The following is an 18,996-nucleotide window of genomic DNA, read 5'->3' as shown; positions in this document are numbered from 1 at the left end:
TGGGATATTGGCGTATTATCCCGTGTCATTGCCGTTTTAACCGTCAATTCCACCGCCAGCAGTACGAAAAGGCCCCTATGAGCGATCTGGACCGTTATCTCAATGCCGCCACCCGCGATAACACGCGGCGCAGTTACCGCGCGGCCATTGAGCACTTCGAAGTGAGTTGGGGTGGATTCCTGCCCGCCACCAGCGACAGCGTGGCGCGCTACCTGGTGGCGCATGCCGGTGTATTGGCGGTCAACACCTTGAAGTTGAGGCTCTCTGCGTTGGCGCAGTGGCACACCAGCCAGGGTTTTCCCGACCCGACCAAGGCACCCGTGGTGCGCAAAGTGCTCAAGGGGATTCGTGCCGTGCACCCCGCGCAGGAAAAACAGGCCGAGCCCTTGCAGCTCAAACATTTGGAACAGGTGGTCGCATCCCTTGAAAAAGAGGCGATGGACGCGGCCCATGACCCCGCACGGTTGTTGCGAGCCAAGCGCGACACCGCCTTGATCCTGCTGGGCTTCTGGCGTGGATTTCGCAGCGACGAGCTGTGTCGTTTGAGTATTGAGCATGTGCAGGCTACGCCCGGCGCGGGCATCAGCCTTTATCTGCCGCGCAGCAAAAGCGACCGCGATAACCTCGGCAAGACCTATCACACCCCGGCGCTGCTACGCCTGTGCCCGGTGCGTGCGTACGCCGAGTGGCTAAGCGCTTCGGCCTTGGTGCGCGGCCCGGTGTTTCGCGGGATTGATCGTTGGGGCAACCTGGGGGAGGAGGGCTTGCACGCTAACAGTGTGATCCCGCTGTTGCGTCAGGCGCTGGAGCGCGCCGGTATTCCCGCCGAGCAATACACCAGCCACTCGCTGCGCCGAGGCTTTGCTACCTGGGCCCATCGCAGTGGCTGGGATTTGAAGTCGCTGATGAGTTACGTCGGCTGGAGCGACATGAAATCCGCCATGCGCTATGTTGAAACGACGCCCTTTCTCGGTATGACCTTGGCGACGCAACCGCTGCTTTGAGATTTCTTCTATTAATACAGTCACCTGATAGGGAAAACCAATCGTTAGCATCAGGTTTGCCAATGAGCCATCGGCGTAGAGAGTGGGTAGGATTCACCTCATCAACTTATTACACCTTTCTACAAACCCTGACGGAGATTCAACGATGCCTATCATCAACAGCCAAGTAAAACCGTTCAAAGCTACCGCCTACAAAAACGGCAACTTCGTAGATGTGTCTGATGCTGACCTGAAAGGCAAGTGGTCCGTAGTGTTCTTCTACCCAGCCGACTTCACCTTCGTTTGCCCTACCGAGCTGGAAGACCTGGCTGACAACTACGCCGAATTCCAGAAACTGGGCGTCGAAATCTACAGCGTTTCCACCGACACCCACTTTGCCCACGCTGCCTGGCACAACACTTCGCCAGCCATCGGCAAGATCCAGTACACCATGATCGGCGACCCAACCCTGACCATCTCCCGTAACTTCGACGTACTGATCGAAGAAGCTGGCCTGGCAGACCGCGGTACGTTCGTGATCAACCCAGAAGGTCAGATCAAGATCGTTGAACTGAACGACGGCGGTGTTGGCCGTGACGCTTCCGAGCTGCTGCGCAAGATCAAGGCTGCTCAATACGTTGCTGCCCACCCAGGCGAAGTGTGCCCAGCCAAGTGGAAAGAAGGCGAGGCCACTCTGGCTCCGTCCCTGGACCTGGTTGGCAAGATCTAAGTCTGTGAAGCATCTAGGGCGGGTATCCGCACCTTAAGTAAGCTGCAACCGCCCTCAAAAACGCCCGGGCGAGATTCGCTCGGGCGTTTTTTTATACCCAGAAACATCAGAATCAAAAGGAATCGCCCGTATGTTGGACGCCAATCTTAAAGCTCAGTTGAAGTCATACCTGGAACGGGTCACCCAGCCGATCGAGATCGTCGCCTCCCTCGACGACGGTGCGAAGTCCCAGGAAATGCTTGCCCTTTTGCAAGATGTGGTCAGCCTCACCACGCTGATCACCCTGAAAACCGATGGCGATGATGCGCGTAAGCCATCGTTCTCCATCAACCGCCCGGGTGCCGAGATCAGCCTGCGTTTTGCCGGCATCCCTATGGGCCATGAATTTACTTCGCTGGTGTTGGCCCTGCTGCAAGTGGGTGGCCACCCGTCGAAGGCCAGTGTCGAAGTGATTGAACAGATCCGTACCCTCAAAGGCGAGTTCAACTTCGAGACGTACTTCTCGCTGTCCTGCCAAAACTGCCCGGACGTGGTCCAGGCGCTGAACCTGATGGCCGTGCTCAACCCGAACATCCGCCACGTCGCCATCGACGGCGCGCTGTTTCAGGCTGAAGTGGACGAGCGCCAGATCATGGCGGTACCGAGCGTGTACCTCAATGGTGTGAACTTCGGCCAGGGCCGCATGGGCCTGGAAGAAATTCTCGCCAAAATCGACACCAGCGGTATCGAAAAAGCCGCCGAGAAAATCAGCGCCAAAGACGCCTTTGATGTGCTGGTGGTCGGTGGCGGCCCAGCCGGTTCGGCGGCGGCGATCTACGCAGCCCGTAAAGGTATTCGTACCGGTGTTGCCGCCGAGCGTTTTGGTGGGCAAGTGCTGGACACCATGTCCATCGAGAACTTCATCTCGGTACAGGAAACCGAAGGGCCGAAATTGGCGAGCGCCCTTGAAGCCCACGTACGTCAGTACGACGTGGACATCATGAACCTGCAACGTGCCAGCAGCCTGATCCCGGCAAAAAATCCCGGTGACTTGCACGAAATCCGTTTTGAAAGCGGTGCGACCCTCAAGTCCAAAACCGTGATCCTGGCCACCGGCGCCCGCTGGCGCGAAATGGGTGTGCCCGGTGAGCAGGAATACAAGGCCAAAGGCGTGTGCTTCTGCCCGCATTGCGATGGTCCGCTGTTCAAGGGCAAGCGCGTAGCAGTAATTGGCGGCGGCAACTCCGGTGTAGAAGCCGCCATCGACCTGGCCGGCATTGTCAGCCACGTCACCTTGCTGGAGTTCGACAGCAAATTGCGCGCCGACGCTGTGTTGCAGCGCAAGCTGTACAGCCTGCCGAACGTGAATGTGATCACCAGCGCGCTGACCAGCGAAGTCAAAGGCGATGGCCAGAAAGTCACCGGCCTTGTCTACAAGGATCGCGACAGCGGTGAGTTCAACACCGTCGACCTGGAAGGCATATTTGTACAGATCGGTTTGCTGCCGAACACCGACTGGCTCAAAGGTACCGTAGAGCTGTCGCCTCGTGGCGAGATCATCGTCGATGCCCGTGGCGAGACTTCACTGCCAGGCGTATTTGCCGCCGGTGACGTAACGACTGTGCCTTATAAGCAGATCGTGATCGCAGTGGGCGAGGGTGCCAAGGCTTCCCTGAGTGCGTTCGATCACCTGATCCGAACGTCCGCCCCCGCATAAATTCGGGACCGCAAATGAAAAACCCCATGAGCAATCATGGGGTTTTTTTCGTTTACAGCGGCGCTGGCTGAATGATCTCAACCCAGTACGCATCCGGGTCCTTGATGAACGCCAGGCTTTTCATGCGGCCATCGCTCAGGCGCTTCTGGAAGTCGCAACCCAGGGCTTCGAAACGCTCGCACGCGGCGACGATATCCGGCACCGAGATGCAGATATGGCCAAAGCCACGGGGGTCGGTATTGCCGTTGTGGTAGGCGAAGTCGGCATCGTTTTCGGTGCCGTGGTTGTGGGTGAGTTCCAGGATGCCCGGGATCGACTTCATCCACTGGGTGCGCTCGGCAGCGTCGGCTGGGATTTGGGATTTGTCCACCAGGGCCAGGAAGTACAGGCTGAACTCGGCGTCTGGGAAGTCGCGCTTTTCAACCAGGGAGAAACCCAGGACGCGTGTATAGAAGTCCAGGGATTTGGTGATGTCCTTGACCCGCAACATGGTGTGGTTGAACACGAAGTTCGCGGTCGCGGTGTCAGGTTGGGCGGTAACGCCCGGGAAAGTATTCAGTTCGTGCAGGCTCATGGGCCCTCCAGGAAAAATGGGGTCAGTACGGGCGGTCCCTTGGCGTGCGGCTGGCATCCGTGCAGCTGAGCCATGATACGCAAGGGCCGCCCGCTGCGCCAAATGAAAAAGGTCACGCAAGCCTTGCGACGCGCGGGGTCGGGCCTCAGACTTTGCGGCTTGAACCTGGGGTGTTTTTTTGCAAATGATCAAATTTCGTAAACCGCTGTTCACCGCTGTGTGTTTGCTGTTGGCCAGTTCTTGCGTATGGGCGGCCGCGCCGGAACTCCATTGGCCCAGTGGCTGGCAAGTCGAAGAAGTGGTGCCCGACAACGACGCGCCCGCAAAACCACAGCCCGTCTCCCGGCAGCGGGCAATCAAGAACGATGAAAATGGCAATACATTGATGGTGATGGAGTTGACCGGTACACCTATCGAACCGGGGCATACGGTGAATCTTCAGGGGGTTTTGCTGGAGATGCGCAAGTCCATTCAGAAAGATTTCGCCCAGAGCGGTTATCAAAGTGTGTGCAGCAAGATGCACGCTACAACATTGAGCCGTCTTGACGCGCTGGAAACTACTTGTGTGATTACCGAGAACGGACGGCACGTGCTGTCGCAAACATTGGTGGGCGCTGTTGATACCGATAAGGCGTATGTTTTTTCATACGCCGGTCAAGCGGATGCGTACGAAGCCAGCAAGGATGAAGTCAGTTCAGTGCGTGACAGCCTGAAACTTTAAATGGCTGACTCGCGTCGATTCTGAACAACGTGAAATGTTATTTAAGTTCGGTTTCGAACGCCGCACTAAAAAAGCCCCGCGAAAGCGGGGCTCTTTGTTAGTGCGCTCGAATCACTTGCGCAACCAGGAATCTACAGTGGCGGCGCCGTGCTGTTCTTTCCAGGCCTTGAGGCCGCGGTGATTGCCACCTTTGGTTTCAATCAGCTCGCCGGTGTGCGGGTTCTGGTAAACCTTGACCACGCGCGCGCGGCGCTGTTTGGGTGCTGCGCTAGCCGCTGCGCTGGACTTGCCCGGGTTAGGGTCAAGGATAGAGATGATGTCCCGCAGGCCTTTGCCATAGGTTTTCATCAAGGCTTGAAGCTTTTCTTCGAATTCGATTTCTTTCTTCAGGCCGGCATCGTTCTTCAGGGATTCCAGCTGGGCGAGCTGTTCTTGAAGGGCTTTTTCTGCTGCGCGAAATTCGGCGAGTCTGGACAAAATAGGTACTCCAATAGTGTAGTTGGCTGATATCAACTGCAGACAAAGCTATAAGCCAAGAGCTTTAAGGCGACTCGAGAAAGAAGCCGCCCTGCGAGTTCTGCACAGGCAGGAAAAATTGTAGTAGTTAATCCGCCATGAGTAAATCACGTCTTTTGTCTGACTAACATTATTTCAACGGATCTAGTGCATGACTAATCAATGAGCGGCCAGGGATTTAATGAATTCATCGCCGGGCAACGGCTTTGCAAACAGGTACCCCTGTAGGAAATCCACGCCTTGAGCGGCCAGGTATTCGCACTGCTCGGTGGTTTCCACGCCTTCTGCCACGATGCCCAGGTCGAGCTTGCCGGACAGTTCTATGATGCTGTCCAGAATATGCCGTGATAGTGCGTCGGCACCGATCATGGCGACGAAACTCTGGTCGATCTTCAAGTAGTCCACATTGAAGTTGCGCAAGTAACCCAGGCTGGAATGACCGGTGCCAAAGTCATCAATGGCAATCATCACCCCTAATTGATGCAGGGCATCGAACAAGCGGCGGGTGATATCGGTGGGCACGACCAACTCGCGCTCGGTCAGCTCCAGCACCAAAGTCACCTGGCCGGGCGCAAAAGCTGCAAGGAACTCGCGACAGTCCTCCACCAAGTCCAGGTTCTGGCAATGGCGCGCGGTGATATTCACGCCGATATGAAACCCCGCAGGCCAATGCATGGAATGGGGTGACAGTTGAGCGGCGACCTGGCGCAACAGCGCACGGGTCATCGGCACGATCAGTCCAGAATGCTCGGCCAGCGGGATAAACAGGTCGGGGCGTACCAGACCTTCCTTGGGATGCTGCCAGCGCATCAGCACCTCGCAGCCGGCCCATTCATGGGTATCGCCGCGTACTACCGGTTGGTAATACGCAATGAATTCGTTAGCCCCCAGCGCCCGTTGCAATTCATGGGTGGGTGCCGAAGAACGTTTTTGCAGCCAATGCGCCAACAGGCCTGCAAACACGCCAAAGAACAGCACTAGGCTGAACACGGCGGGATAACGGTCTTGCATATACCGCCACACTTCACCCGCTGGCATCCCCGCCTCGACGCTGTAGTGATAACGCTCGGAGGCCAGGTGTTGAGGGGCGACGGCAAAGGTGGGTAGCGCCGAGCTTTGCACCTTGCCATCGTCACTCAGCCAATTAGGCCCGACTTGCAGGACCAACAGCGCGTAACGGCTGATCAAGCGCAAGGCATTGGTCAGGTGGTAGCCGTCAATCGAGGCGAACGCCGCTTTATCGCCGTCCACCATTCGATACACCAGCAACGCGGTGTCCGGGGTGACCGGGTTGCCGTTCATCAGCCACAACTGGCCATCGACATAGTCATCCGGGTTCACCGCCGATTCGTAGTGGCTGCCAAACAACGAACTGCAATAGATGTTCTTCTGCCAAGACAAGGTGGTGGCACGCACAAATGGACGACGCGTGACCTGTTCACGCAAGGCCAATTGCGCGCTGTTATCACAGGGCTGCCCGGCCAATGGCAGCAAGGCCTGGGCGGCGAGGGCGGTGTTGTCGAGCATCAGGTCGAACTGGCGCACGGCTTCCTGGGCGGTTTGGGCGGTGCTGTTTTGCAGTGTGCGCTCGGCCTGCCAATGCAGGATCACCACGCCCAAGACAACCGGAAGCAGCCCGCTGAGAGCCGTGATCAAGTAGCGCGTGGCGCGTTTTCGTGGGCCGGTGAGGGTAAGGGGCATAAGGGCGCCGGACGTTGACGGGGATACAACGATGATAGTGGGCCGGGTGCAAATAAGCTCGCCGTACCTAACCGTTCGGTCAGTAGGCGCCGTCAGAATAGTTACCTAAGATCGAGCCGTGGCTTTTGCTTTGATGAGGTATCGATCATGAATAGCAAATGGTTGACGATGGTCTTGATGGCAACGAGTCCTGTTTTTGCGGCGGATGGCATCATCACCATCACAGGAGAAATCCAGGGCTCTACCTGCACGATCAGCGGCGGTACCAGCGCAACGCCAGGTACTTCTGCTGACTTTCCGGTGGTGTTGGACCGGGTGCAGACTTCCGCGCTCAAAGCGGAAAACGCAGTAGCGGCCTACAAACTCTTTTTCATCCACATAGGGGGCGGCGCGACCAATTGTCCTCCCCAGCCCGTCGCGGTGCTGTTCGAGCGCAGCAGCCCGGCGATCAGCGCCGCCACTGGCAACCTGATCAATCAGGCATCTGCCTCTCCCGCCGGCAATGTGGAAGTGCAGATTGTCGATGTGACGGCAAACAGGGTGCTCAACCTGAGCCTGGGCGCCCCCTCCACATCGGTGACAATCGATGCTGCGGGGACCGCGACACTGCCCTTTGCGGCGCAATACATAGCGGTGGGTGGCCCCGCGACGCCAGGCCTGGTGAGCACCAACGTGCAGTACTCGGTGACATTCCCCTGAGCATGCTTTTGGCGGGAGGACAGGATGGATACCCTAAACAGTCCAACCCACTGCAGGCTGACAGCCGCTGTTATCGCGTTGCTGTGCTGCGACCTGACCAGCGCCGGCATCATTGTTACGGGGACACGCCACATTTACCCGGAGCGCCAGCGCGAAATCACCATCCAGTTGACCAACGATGATCCGCTGATACCCCGGCTGGTCCAGGCCTGGCTCGAACGCGGCGACAGGCCCTCCGGCCCCGAGTCCAGCGATGTGCCGTTCAGCCTGTCGCCGCCGGTGTTTCGCATTGACGCTAGCAAGGGCCAGGCCATGCGCTTGGTGTATACCCGGGAACCCTTGCCTATTGATCGCGAGTCACTGTTTTGGCTGAACGTGCTGGAAGTTCCACCCAACATCCAACCGGATGCCGCCTTGGAAGAGGGCGAGCAAAACTATCTGCGCTTTGCCTTTCGCATCCGCACCAAGGTGTTCTTCCGTCCGGCCGGATTGCCCGGCAAACCGGAGGAGGCGCCTGGCCGTCTGCATTGGAGCCTACAGCGCGGGCCCCAGGGCGCACAGTTGCAGGTGTACAACCCTTCGAGCTATTACGTCACGTTCAATGAAGTCGCCCTGGCAATGGGGGCTCGCCTGGACGCGGCTGTATTGCCGGGCGAAACGGGCATGGTGGCGCCCGGTGGCAGCCTGGCCTTGAGCATTCATCACAGCAAGGCCGCGGTGATCCCGCCAGATGCGCAGGTGCAGTTCAAATTTATCAACGATTTCGGCGCGTTTTCGGCGCCGCAGCGTGCCCCGCTGCGGTTCTGAACATGAACAGGCCTGAATGGGTGGGTGGATTGGTCGGTGCAATGCTGGCCACTTCAGAAGGCCTGTGCGCGCCGCCCCCCAGTTTTGACTTGCACGCTTTCAGCAGCCAAGTGGCGGCCGATGTGGACATGTCACGCTTTAACCTGCGCAACCTGATGAGCCCCGGCGCGTACCGTGTCGACATCGTGCTGAATGGGCAGCGCCAGGGGCGTCGCACCCTTGAGTTTGTCGCCAGTGATGCGGCCAATGATGCGGTGCCTTGTGTTGATGCACCGGTACTTGAATTACTCGGCGTCGACCTGGATGACCCGCTGATCAATCATCCGCCGCAGGAGGTAACGTGCCCGACCCTGGAGCAATGGCTGCCCCTGGCCACCAGCCTTATGGATGCCAACACCCTGGAGTGGGCGGTGAGCATTCCCCAGGCCCATCTCAAGCGCAATGCCCGCGGCTTTGTCGACCCGCTGTATTGGGACGACGGTATCGACGTGGGCCTGCTCAACTACACCTTCAGCGCGTCAAGGCCCACCTCCGGCGAGGGTGCTGGCCGGCGCTATCTTGGACTGGTCGGCGGTGTCAACCTGGGCAGTTGGCGCCTACGCCACCAAGGGGCGCAAGCGTGGAATTCAAACACCGGGCTGCAACGCTATCAAAACACCGCGACTTACCTGCAACGCAGCCTGGCACCCTGGCAAGCGCAACTGACGTTGGGCGACAGCTTCAGCGGCGGGCAAATCCTGGAGGGCGTGCGGCTGCGCGGCATCAGCCTGGCAAGCGATGAGCGGATGCTTGCCCAATCTCGCCAAGGTTACGCGCCCCAAGTACGTGGCATCGCCGAGAGCAACGCAACCGTGACTGTCAGCCAGAACGGCTACACCCTGTATGAAACCACCGTAGCCCCGGGCCCGTTCGTGATCAACGACCTCTACACCACAGGCAACGGGGGAGCATTGACCGTGCAGGTCACCGAGGTGGACGGGCGGCGCAATACCTTTGTGGTGCCCTGGTCAGTGGCGCCGCAGTTGCAGCGCCCGGGCACGCGCAAATACCAACTTAACCTTGGCCAAGTGCGCCAGTACGGGCGATCGCGTGAAACACCTTTGGTATTCCAAGGCGCCTTGGCCCAAGGGGTGAGCAACCATTTGACGTTGTACGGCGGTGGTTCCGTGACCGAGGGTCATGCCCTGGGAAAACTCGGCGTGGCCATTGGCACCTCGATAGGCGCGTTTTCCTTCGACCTGAGCGATTCCAGCACGCGCCTGCCAGGGCAGGGCAGCGTCGGCGGACGCAGCTTTGGGTTGGGTTACAACTACGCGATGCCGAGCACAGGGACCCATTTCGTCCTTGGGCTGCATCGTTATTCCACCCGTGGCTACCTGGGACTGAACGACGCGCTGACCCTGCGTGAACGGGCCCGGGAACACGCCAATGTGCAGGATATTGCTCGGCAAAAAAGCCGAATCGACCTGACCATCAGCCAGAAACTGGGCCCCGGCTCCTTGAGCCTGTATGGCAGTTCCGTGGATTTCTGGCAGCGCCAGGTGGGCCGGCAAACCTCCTTCACACTCAGTTACGGTGCCCAATGGCGAAAGCTGACGTGGAACCTGTCTGCCCAGCGCTCAAGGATCGAAGACACTCGCCATTTCCTGTCGGACCGCGAGCACAGTGATGAGATATTTTTCGGCGGTGTCGGCCAGCGCGGTCGCCTGGACAACCGGCTGATGCTGACCCTGTCCCTGCCATTAGGGGGTGGTATTCATGCACCGTCCCTGACCAGCTCAATGTCCCGCGACCGCGGTGACAGCCGTGGCAGCCAGCAACAACTGGGAATCAGCGGTTTGCTGGGCGAGCATGCGCAAGGTCATTACGGACTGTCGGGCAGCCGCAGCCGTATGGACCAGGGCTCTTTCAATAGCGTCAATGCCTACGCCGGTTTGCGCACTAGCACGGGCCAGATGCGTGCGGGATACGCCCAGGCCCGCAACACCCGGCAACTGTCGTTCAGTGCTGACGGCGGCGTCATCGCTCATGGCGACGGCATCACCTGGTCGCAAAGCCTCGGCGAAGCCTCTGCACTGGTACAGGCCAACGGTGCCGATGGCGCCATGCTTGGCCGGGCCAGCGGCACGCGTATCGGTGCTGATGGTTATGGCGTGGTGCCGTCGCTCAGAGCCTTCCATGACAATGTCATCAGCCTTGACCCCAGCGGCATGGGGATGGACGTCGAACTCAAGGAGTCGGTGCAGCATGTGGTGCCAACCCTGGGCGCGGTGTCTTTATTGCGTTTCGAAACCGTGAGTGGCCGCGCCGTGGTGGTCAAGGCGTTGCGGGAAAACGGCTTGCCCTTGCCGTTTGCCGCCCAAGTGCTGGATGAGGACGGCCTTGAAGTCGGCGTGGTCGGCCAGGCCAGCAAAGCGTTTGTACGGGGCATCGCCGACATGGGTCGGCTTGCCGTGGTATGGGGTGAAGGGCCGTCTGGGCGCTGCTTTATCGACTACCTGCTGCCACTGCCAGAAGCCGGAACGCGGCAAGTCAGCGCCGACTTGCTCGAAGGGCAGTGCATCACCAAACCCGCTGCGCTTAAGGGGAGGGCGCCGTGACCCTGTATCGAGCGCTGTGTGTGGCCGGGCTGGCGGTTATGGGCTTTGTTGTGTCTGCTGAAACACAGGCCAATGCCACGTGTGACCCTGGCCCGCCCACGGTGCTGGCGATTGCCCCGATCGATGTGCCTGCCAGCCCGATCATGGGCCAGGTGCTGGGTGATCCGAACGGGTACGCCTTCGAGGTACCTGATGCGATGAGATGCACCTATCGCCCCGACCTTGTCATCGACTATTGGTCGTACATGACGTTTTCCCCAGCCCATCGCTACCTGGGTTACTGGCTGCCGGCCCAGGGCTTCAGAATGCCGGTTTATCAGACAGGCGTAACGGGAGTCGGCGTGGGAATGGTCGCCCAGGACCGCGACGGCGGCTCATATGAGCCCGTCAGTGGCATGGCGACCTTGCGCAGTGGGGTGAACCCCGGCATTCCAACCTGGGGCGTACGCGGCCAGGTGTTTTTCTTTGTCACGGGCAATATCCAGGGTGGGGTTATCCCGGGCGGGACGCTCGGTTCACTGCATGTCTACACGTCCGGCACCATGCACGATATCGCCATCGCCAACACGCTGGTCGGCCCCCCCAGTAAACCGACGTGCACGGTGTCCACGCCCGCATTGACGATGAACCTCGGGGAGGTTCCCGCACGTCAGTTCACGGGTGTCGGCAGCGTGGCGGGCTCGGCCACCGACACCATTACCCTGCAATGCGCAGGCGGAACGGGCGCCACTGTGGATGTGCGGGTGACCTTGACCGATCAATCCAACCCCGCCAATCGCAGCGACCGGCTGACGCTTACAGGCTCCTCGACGGCTGCGGGGGTCGCCCTGCAATTGCTTTACGGCGCGCAGGTGGTCAGTTATGGCGAAGACTCCAGCGCCGTTGGCAACGTCAATCAATGGCTGGCGGGCAGCACTGACAACGGTCTGTTCCAAATCACTCTCACAGCCCGCTACGTGCAAACGCTGGACTTTATCAAGCCCGGTACGGCAAACGGCGTGGCCACCTTTACCCTGAGCTATCCATGAGGTGGCTCAGCCTGGTGTGCCTGGTGGCCAGCAGCGCTGCAGCCGATATCGTCATCGACCGCACGCGCATTGTTTACCCCGCCATAGCGCGGGACGTCAGCATCACCCTGACAAACCCTGCCGACACCCCAAGGGTGGTCCAAGCCTGGATCGATAACGGGGACGCCCGGTTGCAGCCCGAATTCAGCGACGTGCCGTTCAGTGTTACGCCGCCGATTGTGCGCATGGAGCCTGGCCGGGGGCAGGCATTGCGTATTGTGTTTCACTCGATGCAGGGGCAGGCAGTGGCAGCGGACAGGGAGTCGGTTTATTGGCTTAATGTGCTGAGCATCCGCCCGACCCCCAGCGGTAATCACCTGAGCCTGGCATTTCGCACGCGGATAAAGCTGTTCCTGCGCCCCGAGGCATTGGGTCCAGAGGCCAAACCGCTTAAATGGCGCGTTGAGGGCCGTTGCCCGTTACGGTTGCTGGCCCAAAACGAAAGCGCCTTTCACATCTCATTGTCCCAGGTGGTGATGAGCGCGGGAGGCATTGAGTACAGCAGCTCTGAACCGCCGATGATACCGCCGAGGACTATGCTGACATTACCGATGGCGGGGCGCTGCGACATGCTTTCAGGTCCCGCAACTCTGCAGTTCAGCATAATCGATGATCACGGCATCACTCGCCACCATGAGCAGGCGTTATGAGTGCAGGTCAATGGGCTCATAAACCCCTTGCGCAGGCAAAGGGATTGAGGATTTGATAAGACTACGGACAAACACTGTTACGCTGTGTAGAATCGATTTACGCATACAAGAATATGGACTTGCGCTCACGCAAGCCTAGGCCGTCAGAGACTGATGACACCATGAAGCGACTCGGCTCCCCCCTCATCTTTGGTGACTTTCTCGCCCGCAGCGTGCGAGGCCTGTCCTGTGCGCCACCCTGCAACCTCATCCTTGCTCGCCACTAAACAGCGTTTATTACAAGAATGATGAGGTGCCACCATGGCAGATCTATACGAAAACCCAATGGGCCTGATGGGCTTTGAATTTATTGAATTCGCCTCGCCAACCCCGGGCATCCTGGAGCCGATCTTCGAGATCATGGGCTTCACTAAAGTCGCGACCCACCGTTCCAAGAACGTGCACCTGTACCGCCAGGGCGAGATCAACCTGATCCTGAATAACGAACCCCACAGCATTGCCTCCTATTTTGCGGCCGAGCACGGCCCGTCGGTGTGCGGCATGGCGTTTCGCGTCAAGGACTCGCAACAGGCCTACAACCGTGCGCTGGAGCTGGGTGCCCAGCCGATCCATATCGAAACCGGCCCAATGGAGCTGAACCTTCCGGCCATCAAGGGCATTGGTGGCGCGCCGTTGTACCTGATCGATCGTTTCGGTGAAGGCAGCTCGATCTATGACATCGACTTCGTGTTTATCGAAGGTGTCGACCGCAACCCGCAGGGTGCTGGCCTCAAGGTCATCGACCACCTGACCCACAACGTCTATCGCGGGCGCATGGTGTACTGGGCCAACTTCTACGAAAAACTGTTCAACTTCCGCGAAGCGCGCTACTTCGACATCAAAGGCGAGTACACCGGCCTGACCTCCAAGGCCATGAGCGCGCCGGACGGCATGATCCGCATCCCACTCAACGAAGAGTCCTCCAAGGGTGCAGGGCAAATCGAAGAGTTCCTGATGCAGTTCAACGGCGAGGGTATTCAGCACGTGGCGTTCCTCACCGACGACCTGGTCAAGACCTGGGACGCGCTGAAGAAGATCGGCATGCGCTTCATGACCGCGCCGCCCGACACCTATTACGAAATGCTCGAAGGCCGCCTGCCGAACCACGGCGAGCCGGTGGATCAGCTGCAAGCACGCGGTATCCTGCTGGACGGCTCGTCCATCGAAGGCGACAAGCGCCTGCTGTTGCAGATCTTCTCCGAAACCCTGATGGGCCCGGTGTTCTTCGAATTCATCCAGCGTAAAGGCGATGATGGGTTTGGCGAGGGTAACTTCAAGGCGTTGTTCGAATCCATCGAGCGTGACCAGGTACGTCGTGGTGTACTGACCACCGAGTAAGCGTAAAAAAGCCCGGCCCGAAGTAACCTCCGGGCCGGGCTTTTTATTGCCTGGCGATCAGGCCTTGCGCTGTCGCACCAAGTGCTTGAAGCCTTCGTACACCAGCACCATCACCGCCAGCCAGATCGGGATGTAGGTCAGCCATTCACCGCCCTTGATGGCTTCGCCCAACAACAGTGCCACGCCCAGCAACAGTACCGGTTCAACGTAACTGAGCAGGCCGAACAGGCTGAACGGCAGCAAGCGGCTGGCAATGATATAGCTCACCAGCGCCGAGGCACTGATCAGCCCCAGCAGCGGAATCAACGCGTACAGCTTCGGGTGCGCATCCATCACCGCAAAGCCTTGTTCGCCGCTTTGCACAAACCACCAGGCCACCGGCAGCATGAACGCCATGTCCAGCCAGAGTCCGCCCAGGTGGTCGGTTTTGAGGTATTTACGCACGATGAAGTAGATCGGGTAGCCGATGATCACCACCAACGTCGCCCAGGAAAAACCACCGGCCTGATACAACTCGTTAAGCACCCCAAGCCCGGCGAGTACCACGGCGATCTTCTGCAAGTAAGACAGTTGTTCGCCCCACACCAGGCGCCCGGTCAGCACCATGGTCAGCGGCAGCAGGAAATAACCCACCGACACATCCAGGCTGCGTCCATTGAGCGGCGCCCACATGAACAGCCACAACTGCACACCCAGCAGGGCAGACGACAGCACCACGCCGCCGATCAATGCGGGCTTGGCCGCCAATACCCGCAACAACTCCCACACCCGCCGCCATTCGCCGCTGACGATCATGAACACCGTCATGCACGGCATGGTCAGCAGCATGCGCCAGCCAAAAATTTCCAGGCCGCTCAGGGGCGTGAGCAATGACGTGAAGTAATACATCACGGCAAACAACGCCGAAGCCGATACCGATAACACAACACCTTTAGACACGCTGTCCTCGCGAAAACCGATTAGTACAAGAGAGGAGGGGATTATGGTGCTTTTGGCGTGGAAGGGTTGCGCTGTTTTGGGGCGATTTTCGGGAAAATTTCTCGCTGCGCCCTGATATGACCTCCAATTGTAGTGAGCGGGCTTGCCCCAATGCCAGTCAGTTAAGGGTTAGAAAGAGTAAAAGCTAACCTGTGGCGAGGGAGCTTGCTCCCGCTGGACTGCGCAGCAGTCCCATCTTTGGGGCCGCTACGCGGCCCAGCGGGAGCAAGCTCCCTCGCCACACTGACGGTGTTTGCCCTTAACTGACTGGCATTAGGGCTTACCCCACTCACCACAACAAGCCCGCTATCACCACAGTTGAGTCATTCACCGCTGAGGGGTGGCAAGCGGCGTTTCACCGGCGTTTTCTTGACGATAGCGGTGTTGGTTTCGGCATAGGCATTGAGGCGGTCGAGCAGGGTGTCCAGCTGTTCCATGGTGCGCACATGCAGGCGGGCGATAAAACAATCGTCGCCGGTGACCTTGTCGCACTCGGTGAATTCGGGGATTGCCTGGATCTGGCGCTCCACCTCCTGCAATTTGCCGGGCAAGGGGCGGATACGCACGATGGCCTGCAGCAGATAGCCAAAATGCTTGGGGTCGATGTCGACGGTGTAGTGGGTCAACACGCCGCGTTCTTCCAGGCGCCGCAGACGCTCGCCGACGCTGGGCGAAGACAGCCCGGTGATGCCCGCCAGGGCCTTGAGGGACAGGCGCGAGTCGTCCATCAAGGCGGCGATCAGTTGCTGGTCGATGGTGTCGATCATGGTATTGGCCTAAAAAGAAAAGGTGATCCGCAGGTTTTGCCTTTTTTAGTCGCTGGAGGCGACCCCCGGCAGATTGCCATAATCAAGCCTCATTTGAGGAGCATCAATCGTGGATACATCCATCCGTCGCGGTACGTGGGAAATGGTCGCCGCCATGCTGATCTCCGGCACCATTGGCTGGTTTGTGCTGGTGTCGGGCGTGTCGGTGCTCGAAGTGGTGTTCTGGCGCTGCGTGATCGGTGGGCTGACGCTGCTGCTGGTGTGCGCCATGCTCGGTTACCTGCGCCTGGACTTGCTCAGTTGGGCCAAGGTCGGGCTGGCGATGCTCAGCGGGGTGGCCATCGTCGGCAATTGGCTGCTGTTGTTCGAATCCTATTCCCATGCGTCCATCGCCATCAGTACGGCGGTGTACAACGTGCAACCGTTCATGTTGGTGATGCTGGCGGCGGTGTTTCTGGGTGAGAAGATCACCGTGCAGAAGCTGGCGTGGCTGAGCGTAGCGTTCCTCGGCATGCTGGCGATCGTTACCGCCCATGGCGAGCAGCAAAGTGGTGAGGATTATCTGGCAGGGATTACGCTGGCGTTGGGGGCTGCATTTTTGTATGCGATTGCCGCATTGATCATCAAGCGCTTGAAGGACGTGCCGCCGCACTTGATGGCGTTGATCCAGGTCGCCACCGGCGCGGTGTTGCTGGCGCCATTAGTGCCTTGGAACAGCTTGCCTGTTGCGACCAATGCCTGGGCCGCGCTGGTGACACTCGGGGTGGTGCACACCGGGTTGATGTATGTGTTGTTGTACGGCGCAATCCAGAAACTGCCAACGGCATTGACCGGCGCGCTGTCGTTTATCTACCCGATTGCAGCGATTTTCGTCGATTGGATCGCTTTTGGGCATCGCCTGGGCTGGCTGCAATGGTTGGGTGTGGTGACCATTCTACTGGCGGCTGCCGGGTTGCAGCGGGGCTGGTGGTGGCCCCGCTTCAACAAGGTTAGTGCGTACCCTGGAAAATAATGTTTTCCGGGTTGAAATGCTCCACCGCGCTGCCCGGTTGCGGCAGGCCAAGGATATGGCCCTTGATCTTGCCCACCACGTGCATCTCGCACGGCTTGCAGTCGAACTTCAAGGTCAGCACTTCGTCGCCATGGATCAACTGCATCGGCGCAACCTTGGTCTTCACGCCCGTCACACCCTTGGCCTGTTTAGGGCACAGGTTGAACGAGAAGCGCAGGCAGTGCTTGGTGATCATCACCGGCACTTCGCCGGTTTCTTCATGGGCTTCGAAGGCTGCGTCAATCAGCTTTACACCGTGACGGTGATAGAAGTCGCGGGCCTTTTGGTTGTACACGTTGGCCAGGAACGACAGGTGCGCTTCAGGGTACACCGGTGCAGGCGTGGTTTCGGCTTTACGCCCACCACGGGGATGAGCCGCCACACGGGCAGCGGTCAGCGCTTCGACCACTTCGCGGCGCAAAGCCTTGAGCTGCGAGTTGGGGATGAAGAATGCCTGCGGTGCGTCCAACTGGACGTTGGTGGCATGGTATTCGGTGGTGCCCAGTTGGCCGAGCAGGTCACGCAGGGTGTCCAGCGCTTGCTCTGGCTTGTTGGCCACACCGAACGGGCCGGGCAGGGTGACGCTGGCCGTGATGCCTTCTTCGCTGGTGGCGGTGACCGTCAGCTCGTCTTCACGCAAACGTGCGACCCAGGACAGGCCGATACGGCGCTCGGATGAGGTCTTGAGCAACGCCTGTTGCCAGTTGTGGTCCAGGTTGCGGTTCAGCGGGTGGTTCGGGCGCAACTGGTGCAAGCCGGCCGGCATTTCATTCGGCTCGACGCGGTAGCGGTAGCGCTTCTCGCCGTCTTCCTCGAATTCGCCTTTAGCTTCTGCGATGTTGGCGCGGAACCCCACCACCTCACGCTTGATCAGCACATTGAGGCCATCGCCGTTGGACAACGGCTCATGGGTGACCACTTGCAAGTCGCGCTTGCCGGCTTTTTCCACCACACCCACCGGCAGGCCGGTGAAGGTCGGGGTGTCGAAGGCGCCGATGTCGACCTTGCGGTCGGTGACGAAATAGTCGGTGCTGCCCCGGTGGAAGGTTTTTTCCGGGTCGGGCAGGAAGAAGTGTGCGGTACGGCCGCTGGACGCACGGGCCAGGTCCGGGCGGTCTTCCAGCACTTCATCGAGGCGCTGGCGGTAATAGGCGGTGATGTTCTTCACATAGCCCATGTCCTTGTAGCGGCCTTCGATCTTGAACGAACGCACGCCCGCTTCGACCAGTGCGCGAATGTTGGCGCTCTGGTTGTTGTCTTTCATCGACAGCAGGTGCTTTTCAAAGGCCACGACGCGGCCCTGGTCATCTTTCAAGGTGTACGGCAGGCGGCAGGCCTGGGAGCAATCGCCACGGTTGGCGCTGCGGCCGTTCTGCGCGTGGGAGATATTGCACTGCCCGGAAAACGCCACGCACAAGGCGCCGTGGATGAAGAACTCGATGGCGGCATCGGTTTCGTCAGCGATGGCGCGGATCTCTTGCAGGTTCAGCTCACGGGCCAAGACCAACTGGGAGAAACCGGCCTGGTCGAGGAACTTGGCGCGACCCAGGGTGCGGATGTCGGTCTGGGTGCTGGCGTGCAGTTCGATGGGTGGGATATCCAGCTCCATCACGCCCAGGTCTTGCACGATCAGCGCATCGACACCGGCGTCGTAGAGCTGATGGATCAGCTTGCGCGCAGGTTCCAGCTCGTTGTCATGCAAGATGGTGTTGATGGTGGTGAATACGCGGGCGTGGTAACGGCGGGCGAATTCCACCAGGGACGCGATATCGCTCACGTCGTTACAGGCGTTGTGGCGTGCGCCGAAGCTCGGGCCGCCGATGTAGATGGCGTCGGCGCCATGCAAGATAGCCTCGCGCGCAATGGCCACATCGCGGGCAGGGCTGAGCAATTCGAGGTGATGCTTGGGCAAGGACATAGTTTTTTTAGTCAGGCTTGTCACGGTTGAGGCGGGCATTGTAGCTGTGAAACGCAGGAGGGGCACCTACCGCAGGGCTGGCTGCTTGAGTAGCAACGTCTGAAGTGTCAATGAGGTCAAACTGTGGGAGGGGGCTTGCTCCCGATGAGGGTGTGTCAGTT

17 protein-coding genes are annotated in these 18,996 nt (G+C 59.3%); 11 read left to right on the top strand and 6 right to left on the bottom strand.

Going from position 1 to position 18,996, the window contains the following annotated elements; all coding sequences use genetic code 11:
• Positions 1–77 precede the first annotated feature (77 nt).
• The 3 genes from ACLD1Y_RS04360 to ahpF all read left to right on the top strand — a co-directional run bounded on the left by ACLD1Y_RS04360 (position 78) and on the right by ahpF (position 3,409).
• Positions 78–1,004, top strand: a complete 927-nt coding sequence (locus tag ACLD1Y_RS04360; protein ID WP_429475794.1) for a site-specific integrase — start codon at positions 78–80, stop codon at positions 1,002–1,004.
• Between the two features lie 145 nt (positions 1,005–1,149).
• On the top strand, positions 1,150–1,713 hold the full coding sequence (ahpC, locus tag ACLD1Y_RS04355; protein WP_010210361.1) for an alkyl hydroperoxide reductase subunit C: 564 nt from the start codon (positions 1,150–1,152) through the stop codon (positions 1,711–1,713).
• 130 nt (positions 1,714–1,843) lie between these two features.
• Positions 1,844–3,409, top strand: a complete 1,566-nt coding sequence (gene ahpF, locus ACLD1Y_RS04350; protein WP_429475790.1) for an alkyl hydroperoxide reductase subunit F — start codon at positions 1,844–1,846, stop codon at positions 3,407–3,409.
• A gap of 52 nt (positions 3,410–3,461) precedes the next feature.
• Here ahpF and gloA read toward each other — a convergent pair whose 3' ends face one another.
• Positions 3,462–3,983, bottom strand: a complete 522-nt coding sequence (gloA, locus tag ACLD1Y_RS04345) for a lactoylglutathione lyase (RefSeq protein ID WP_429475788.1) — start codon at positions 3,981–3,983, stop codon at positions 3,462–3,464.
• Between the two features lie 184 nt (positions 3,984–4,167).
• On the opposite strand from gloA, the gene ACLD1Y_RS04340 reads away from it, so the two are divergent.
• The gene (locus ACLD1Y_RS04340) at positions 4,168–4,704 is read left to right on the top strand and encodes a DUF4946 domain-containing protein (protein WP_429475787.1); all 537 of its coding nucleotides are present in this window, start codon (positions 4,168–4,170) and stop codon (positions 4,702–4,704) included.
• A 111-nt stretch (positions 4,705–4,815) separates the two neighbouring features.
• Here the strand turns inward: ACLD1Y_RS04340 and ACLD1Y_RS04335 are convergent, their stop codons facing one another.
• Together ACLD1Y_RS04335 and ACLD1Y_RS04330 are read right to left on the bottom strand one after the other, a co-directional pair.
• On the bottom strand, positions 4,816–5,181 hold the full coding sequence (locus ACLD1Y_RS04335; RefSeq protein ID WP_429475785.1) for a histone-like nucleoid-structuring protein, MvaT/MvaU family: 366 nt from the start codon (positions 5,179–5,181) through the stop codon (positions 4,816–4,818).
• Positions 5,182–5,379: 198 nt separating this feature from the next.
• The gene (locus tag ACLD1Y_RS04330) at positions 5,380–6,921 is read right to left on the bottom strand and encodes an EAL domain-containing protein (protein ID WP_429475783.1); all 1,542 of its coding nucleotides are present in this window, start codon (positions 6,919–6,921) and stop codon (positions 5,380–5,382) included.
• Positions 6,922–7,068: 147 nt separating this feature from the next.
• On the opposite strand from ACLD1Y_RS04330, the gene ACLD1Y_RS04325 reads away from it, so the two are divergent.
• The 6 genes from ACLD1Y_RS04325 to hppD all read left to right on the top strand — a co-directional run bounded on the left by ACLD1Y_RS04325 (position 7,069) and on the right by hppD (position 14,121).
• Positions 7,069–7,620: a fimbrial protein gene (locus ACLD1Y_RS04325; protein ID WP_429475781.1), complete on the top strand. Its 552-nt coding sequence runs from the start codon at positions 7,069–7,071 to the stop codon at positions 7,618–7,620.
• Positions 7,621–7,644: 24 nt separating this feature from the next.
• Positions 7,645–8,427: a fimbrial biogenesis chaperone gene (locus ACLD1Y_RS04320; protein WP_429475779.1), complete on the top strand. Its 783-nt coding sequence runs from the start codon at positions 7,645–7,647 to the stop codon at positions 8,425–8,427.
• A gap of 2 nt (positions 8,428–8,429) precedes the next feature.
• Positions 8,430–11,027, top strand: a complete 2,598-nt coding sequence (locus ACLD1Y_RS04315) for a fimbria/pilus outer membrane usher protein (RefSeq protein WP_429475777.1) — start codon at positions 8,430–8,432, stop codon at positions 11,025–11,027.
• Positions 11,024–12,055, top strand: a complete 1,032-nt coding sequence (locus tag ACLD1Y_RS04310) for a fimbrial protein (protein WP_429475775.1) — start codon at positions 11,024–11,026, stop codon at positions 12,053–12,055. The genes ACLD1Y_RS04315 and ACLD1Y_RS04310 overlap by 4 nt, the downstream gene beginning before the upstream one ends.
• Positions 12,052–12,744: a fimbrial biogenesis chaperone gene (locus ACLD1Y_RS04305; RefSeq protein ID WP_429475773.1), complete on the top strand. Its 693-nt coding sequence runs from the start codon at positions 12,052–12,054 to the stop codon at positions 12,742–12,744. The genes ACLD1Y_RS04310 and ACLD1Y_RS04305 overlap by 4 nt, the downstream gene beginning before the upstream one ends.
• 300 nt (positions 12,745–13,044) lie before the next feature.
• Positions 13,045–14,121 (top strand): 4-hydroxyphenylpyruvate dioxygenase, encoded by a 1,077-nt coding sequence (hppD, locus tag ACLD1Y_RS04300; protein WP_429475772.1) that lies wholly within the window; start codon positions 13,045–13,047, stop codon positions 14,119–14,121.
• A gap of 57 nt (positions 14,122–14,178) precedes the next feature.
• Here hppD and rarD read toward each other — a convergent pair whose 3' ends face one another.
• Complete coding sequence (gene rarD, locus ACLD1Y_RS04295; RefSeq protein ID WP_429475770.1) at positions 14,179–15,060, bottom strand: EamA family transporter RarD; 882 nt, start codon at positions 15,058–15,060, stop codon at positions 14,179–14,181.
• 362 nt (positions 15,061–15,422) lie between these two features.
• Positions 15,423–15,866, bottom strand: a complete 444-nt coding sequence (locus ACLD1Y_RS04290; RefSeq protein ID WP_429475768.1) for an Lrp/AsnC family transcriptional regulator — start codon at positions 15,864–15,866, stop codon at positions 15,423–15,425.
• A 109-nt stretch (positions 15,867–15,975) separates the two neighbouring features.
• Between ACLD1Y_RS04290 and ACLD1Y_RS04285 the strand changes: the two genes are divergently transcribed.
• Positions 15,976–16,878 (top strand): DMT family transporter, encoded by a 903-nt coding sequence (locus tag ACLD1Y_RS04285; protein ID WP_429475766.1) that lies wholly within the window; start codon positions 15,976–15,978, stop codon positions 16,876–16,878.
• Here the strand turns inward: ACLD1Y_RS04285 and ACLD1Y_RS04280 are convergent.
• A complete protein-coding gene (locus ACLD1Y_RS04280; RefSeq protein ID WP_429475764.1) occupies positions 16,856–18,835 on the bottom strand; it encodes a peptidase U32 family protein in 1,980 nt (659 codons plus the stop codon). The genes ACLD1Y_RS04285 and ACLD1Y_RS04280 overlap by 23 nt on opposite strands.
• Between the last annotated feature and the right edge of the window lie 161 nt (positions 18,836–18,996).

It is taken from the genome of Pseudomonas sp. 18175 (assembly GCF_050432925.1).
Classification (GTDB): domain Bacteria; phylum Pseudomonadota; class Gammaproteobacteria; order Pseudomonadales; family Pseudomonadaceae; genus Aquipseudomonas.
Note: the sequence above shows the minus strand (reverse complement) of the source record. Positions and strands in the feature narration are given on the sequence as shown.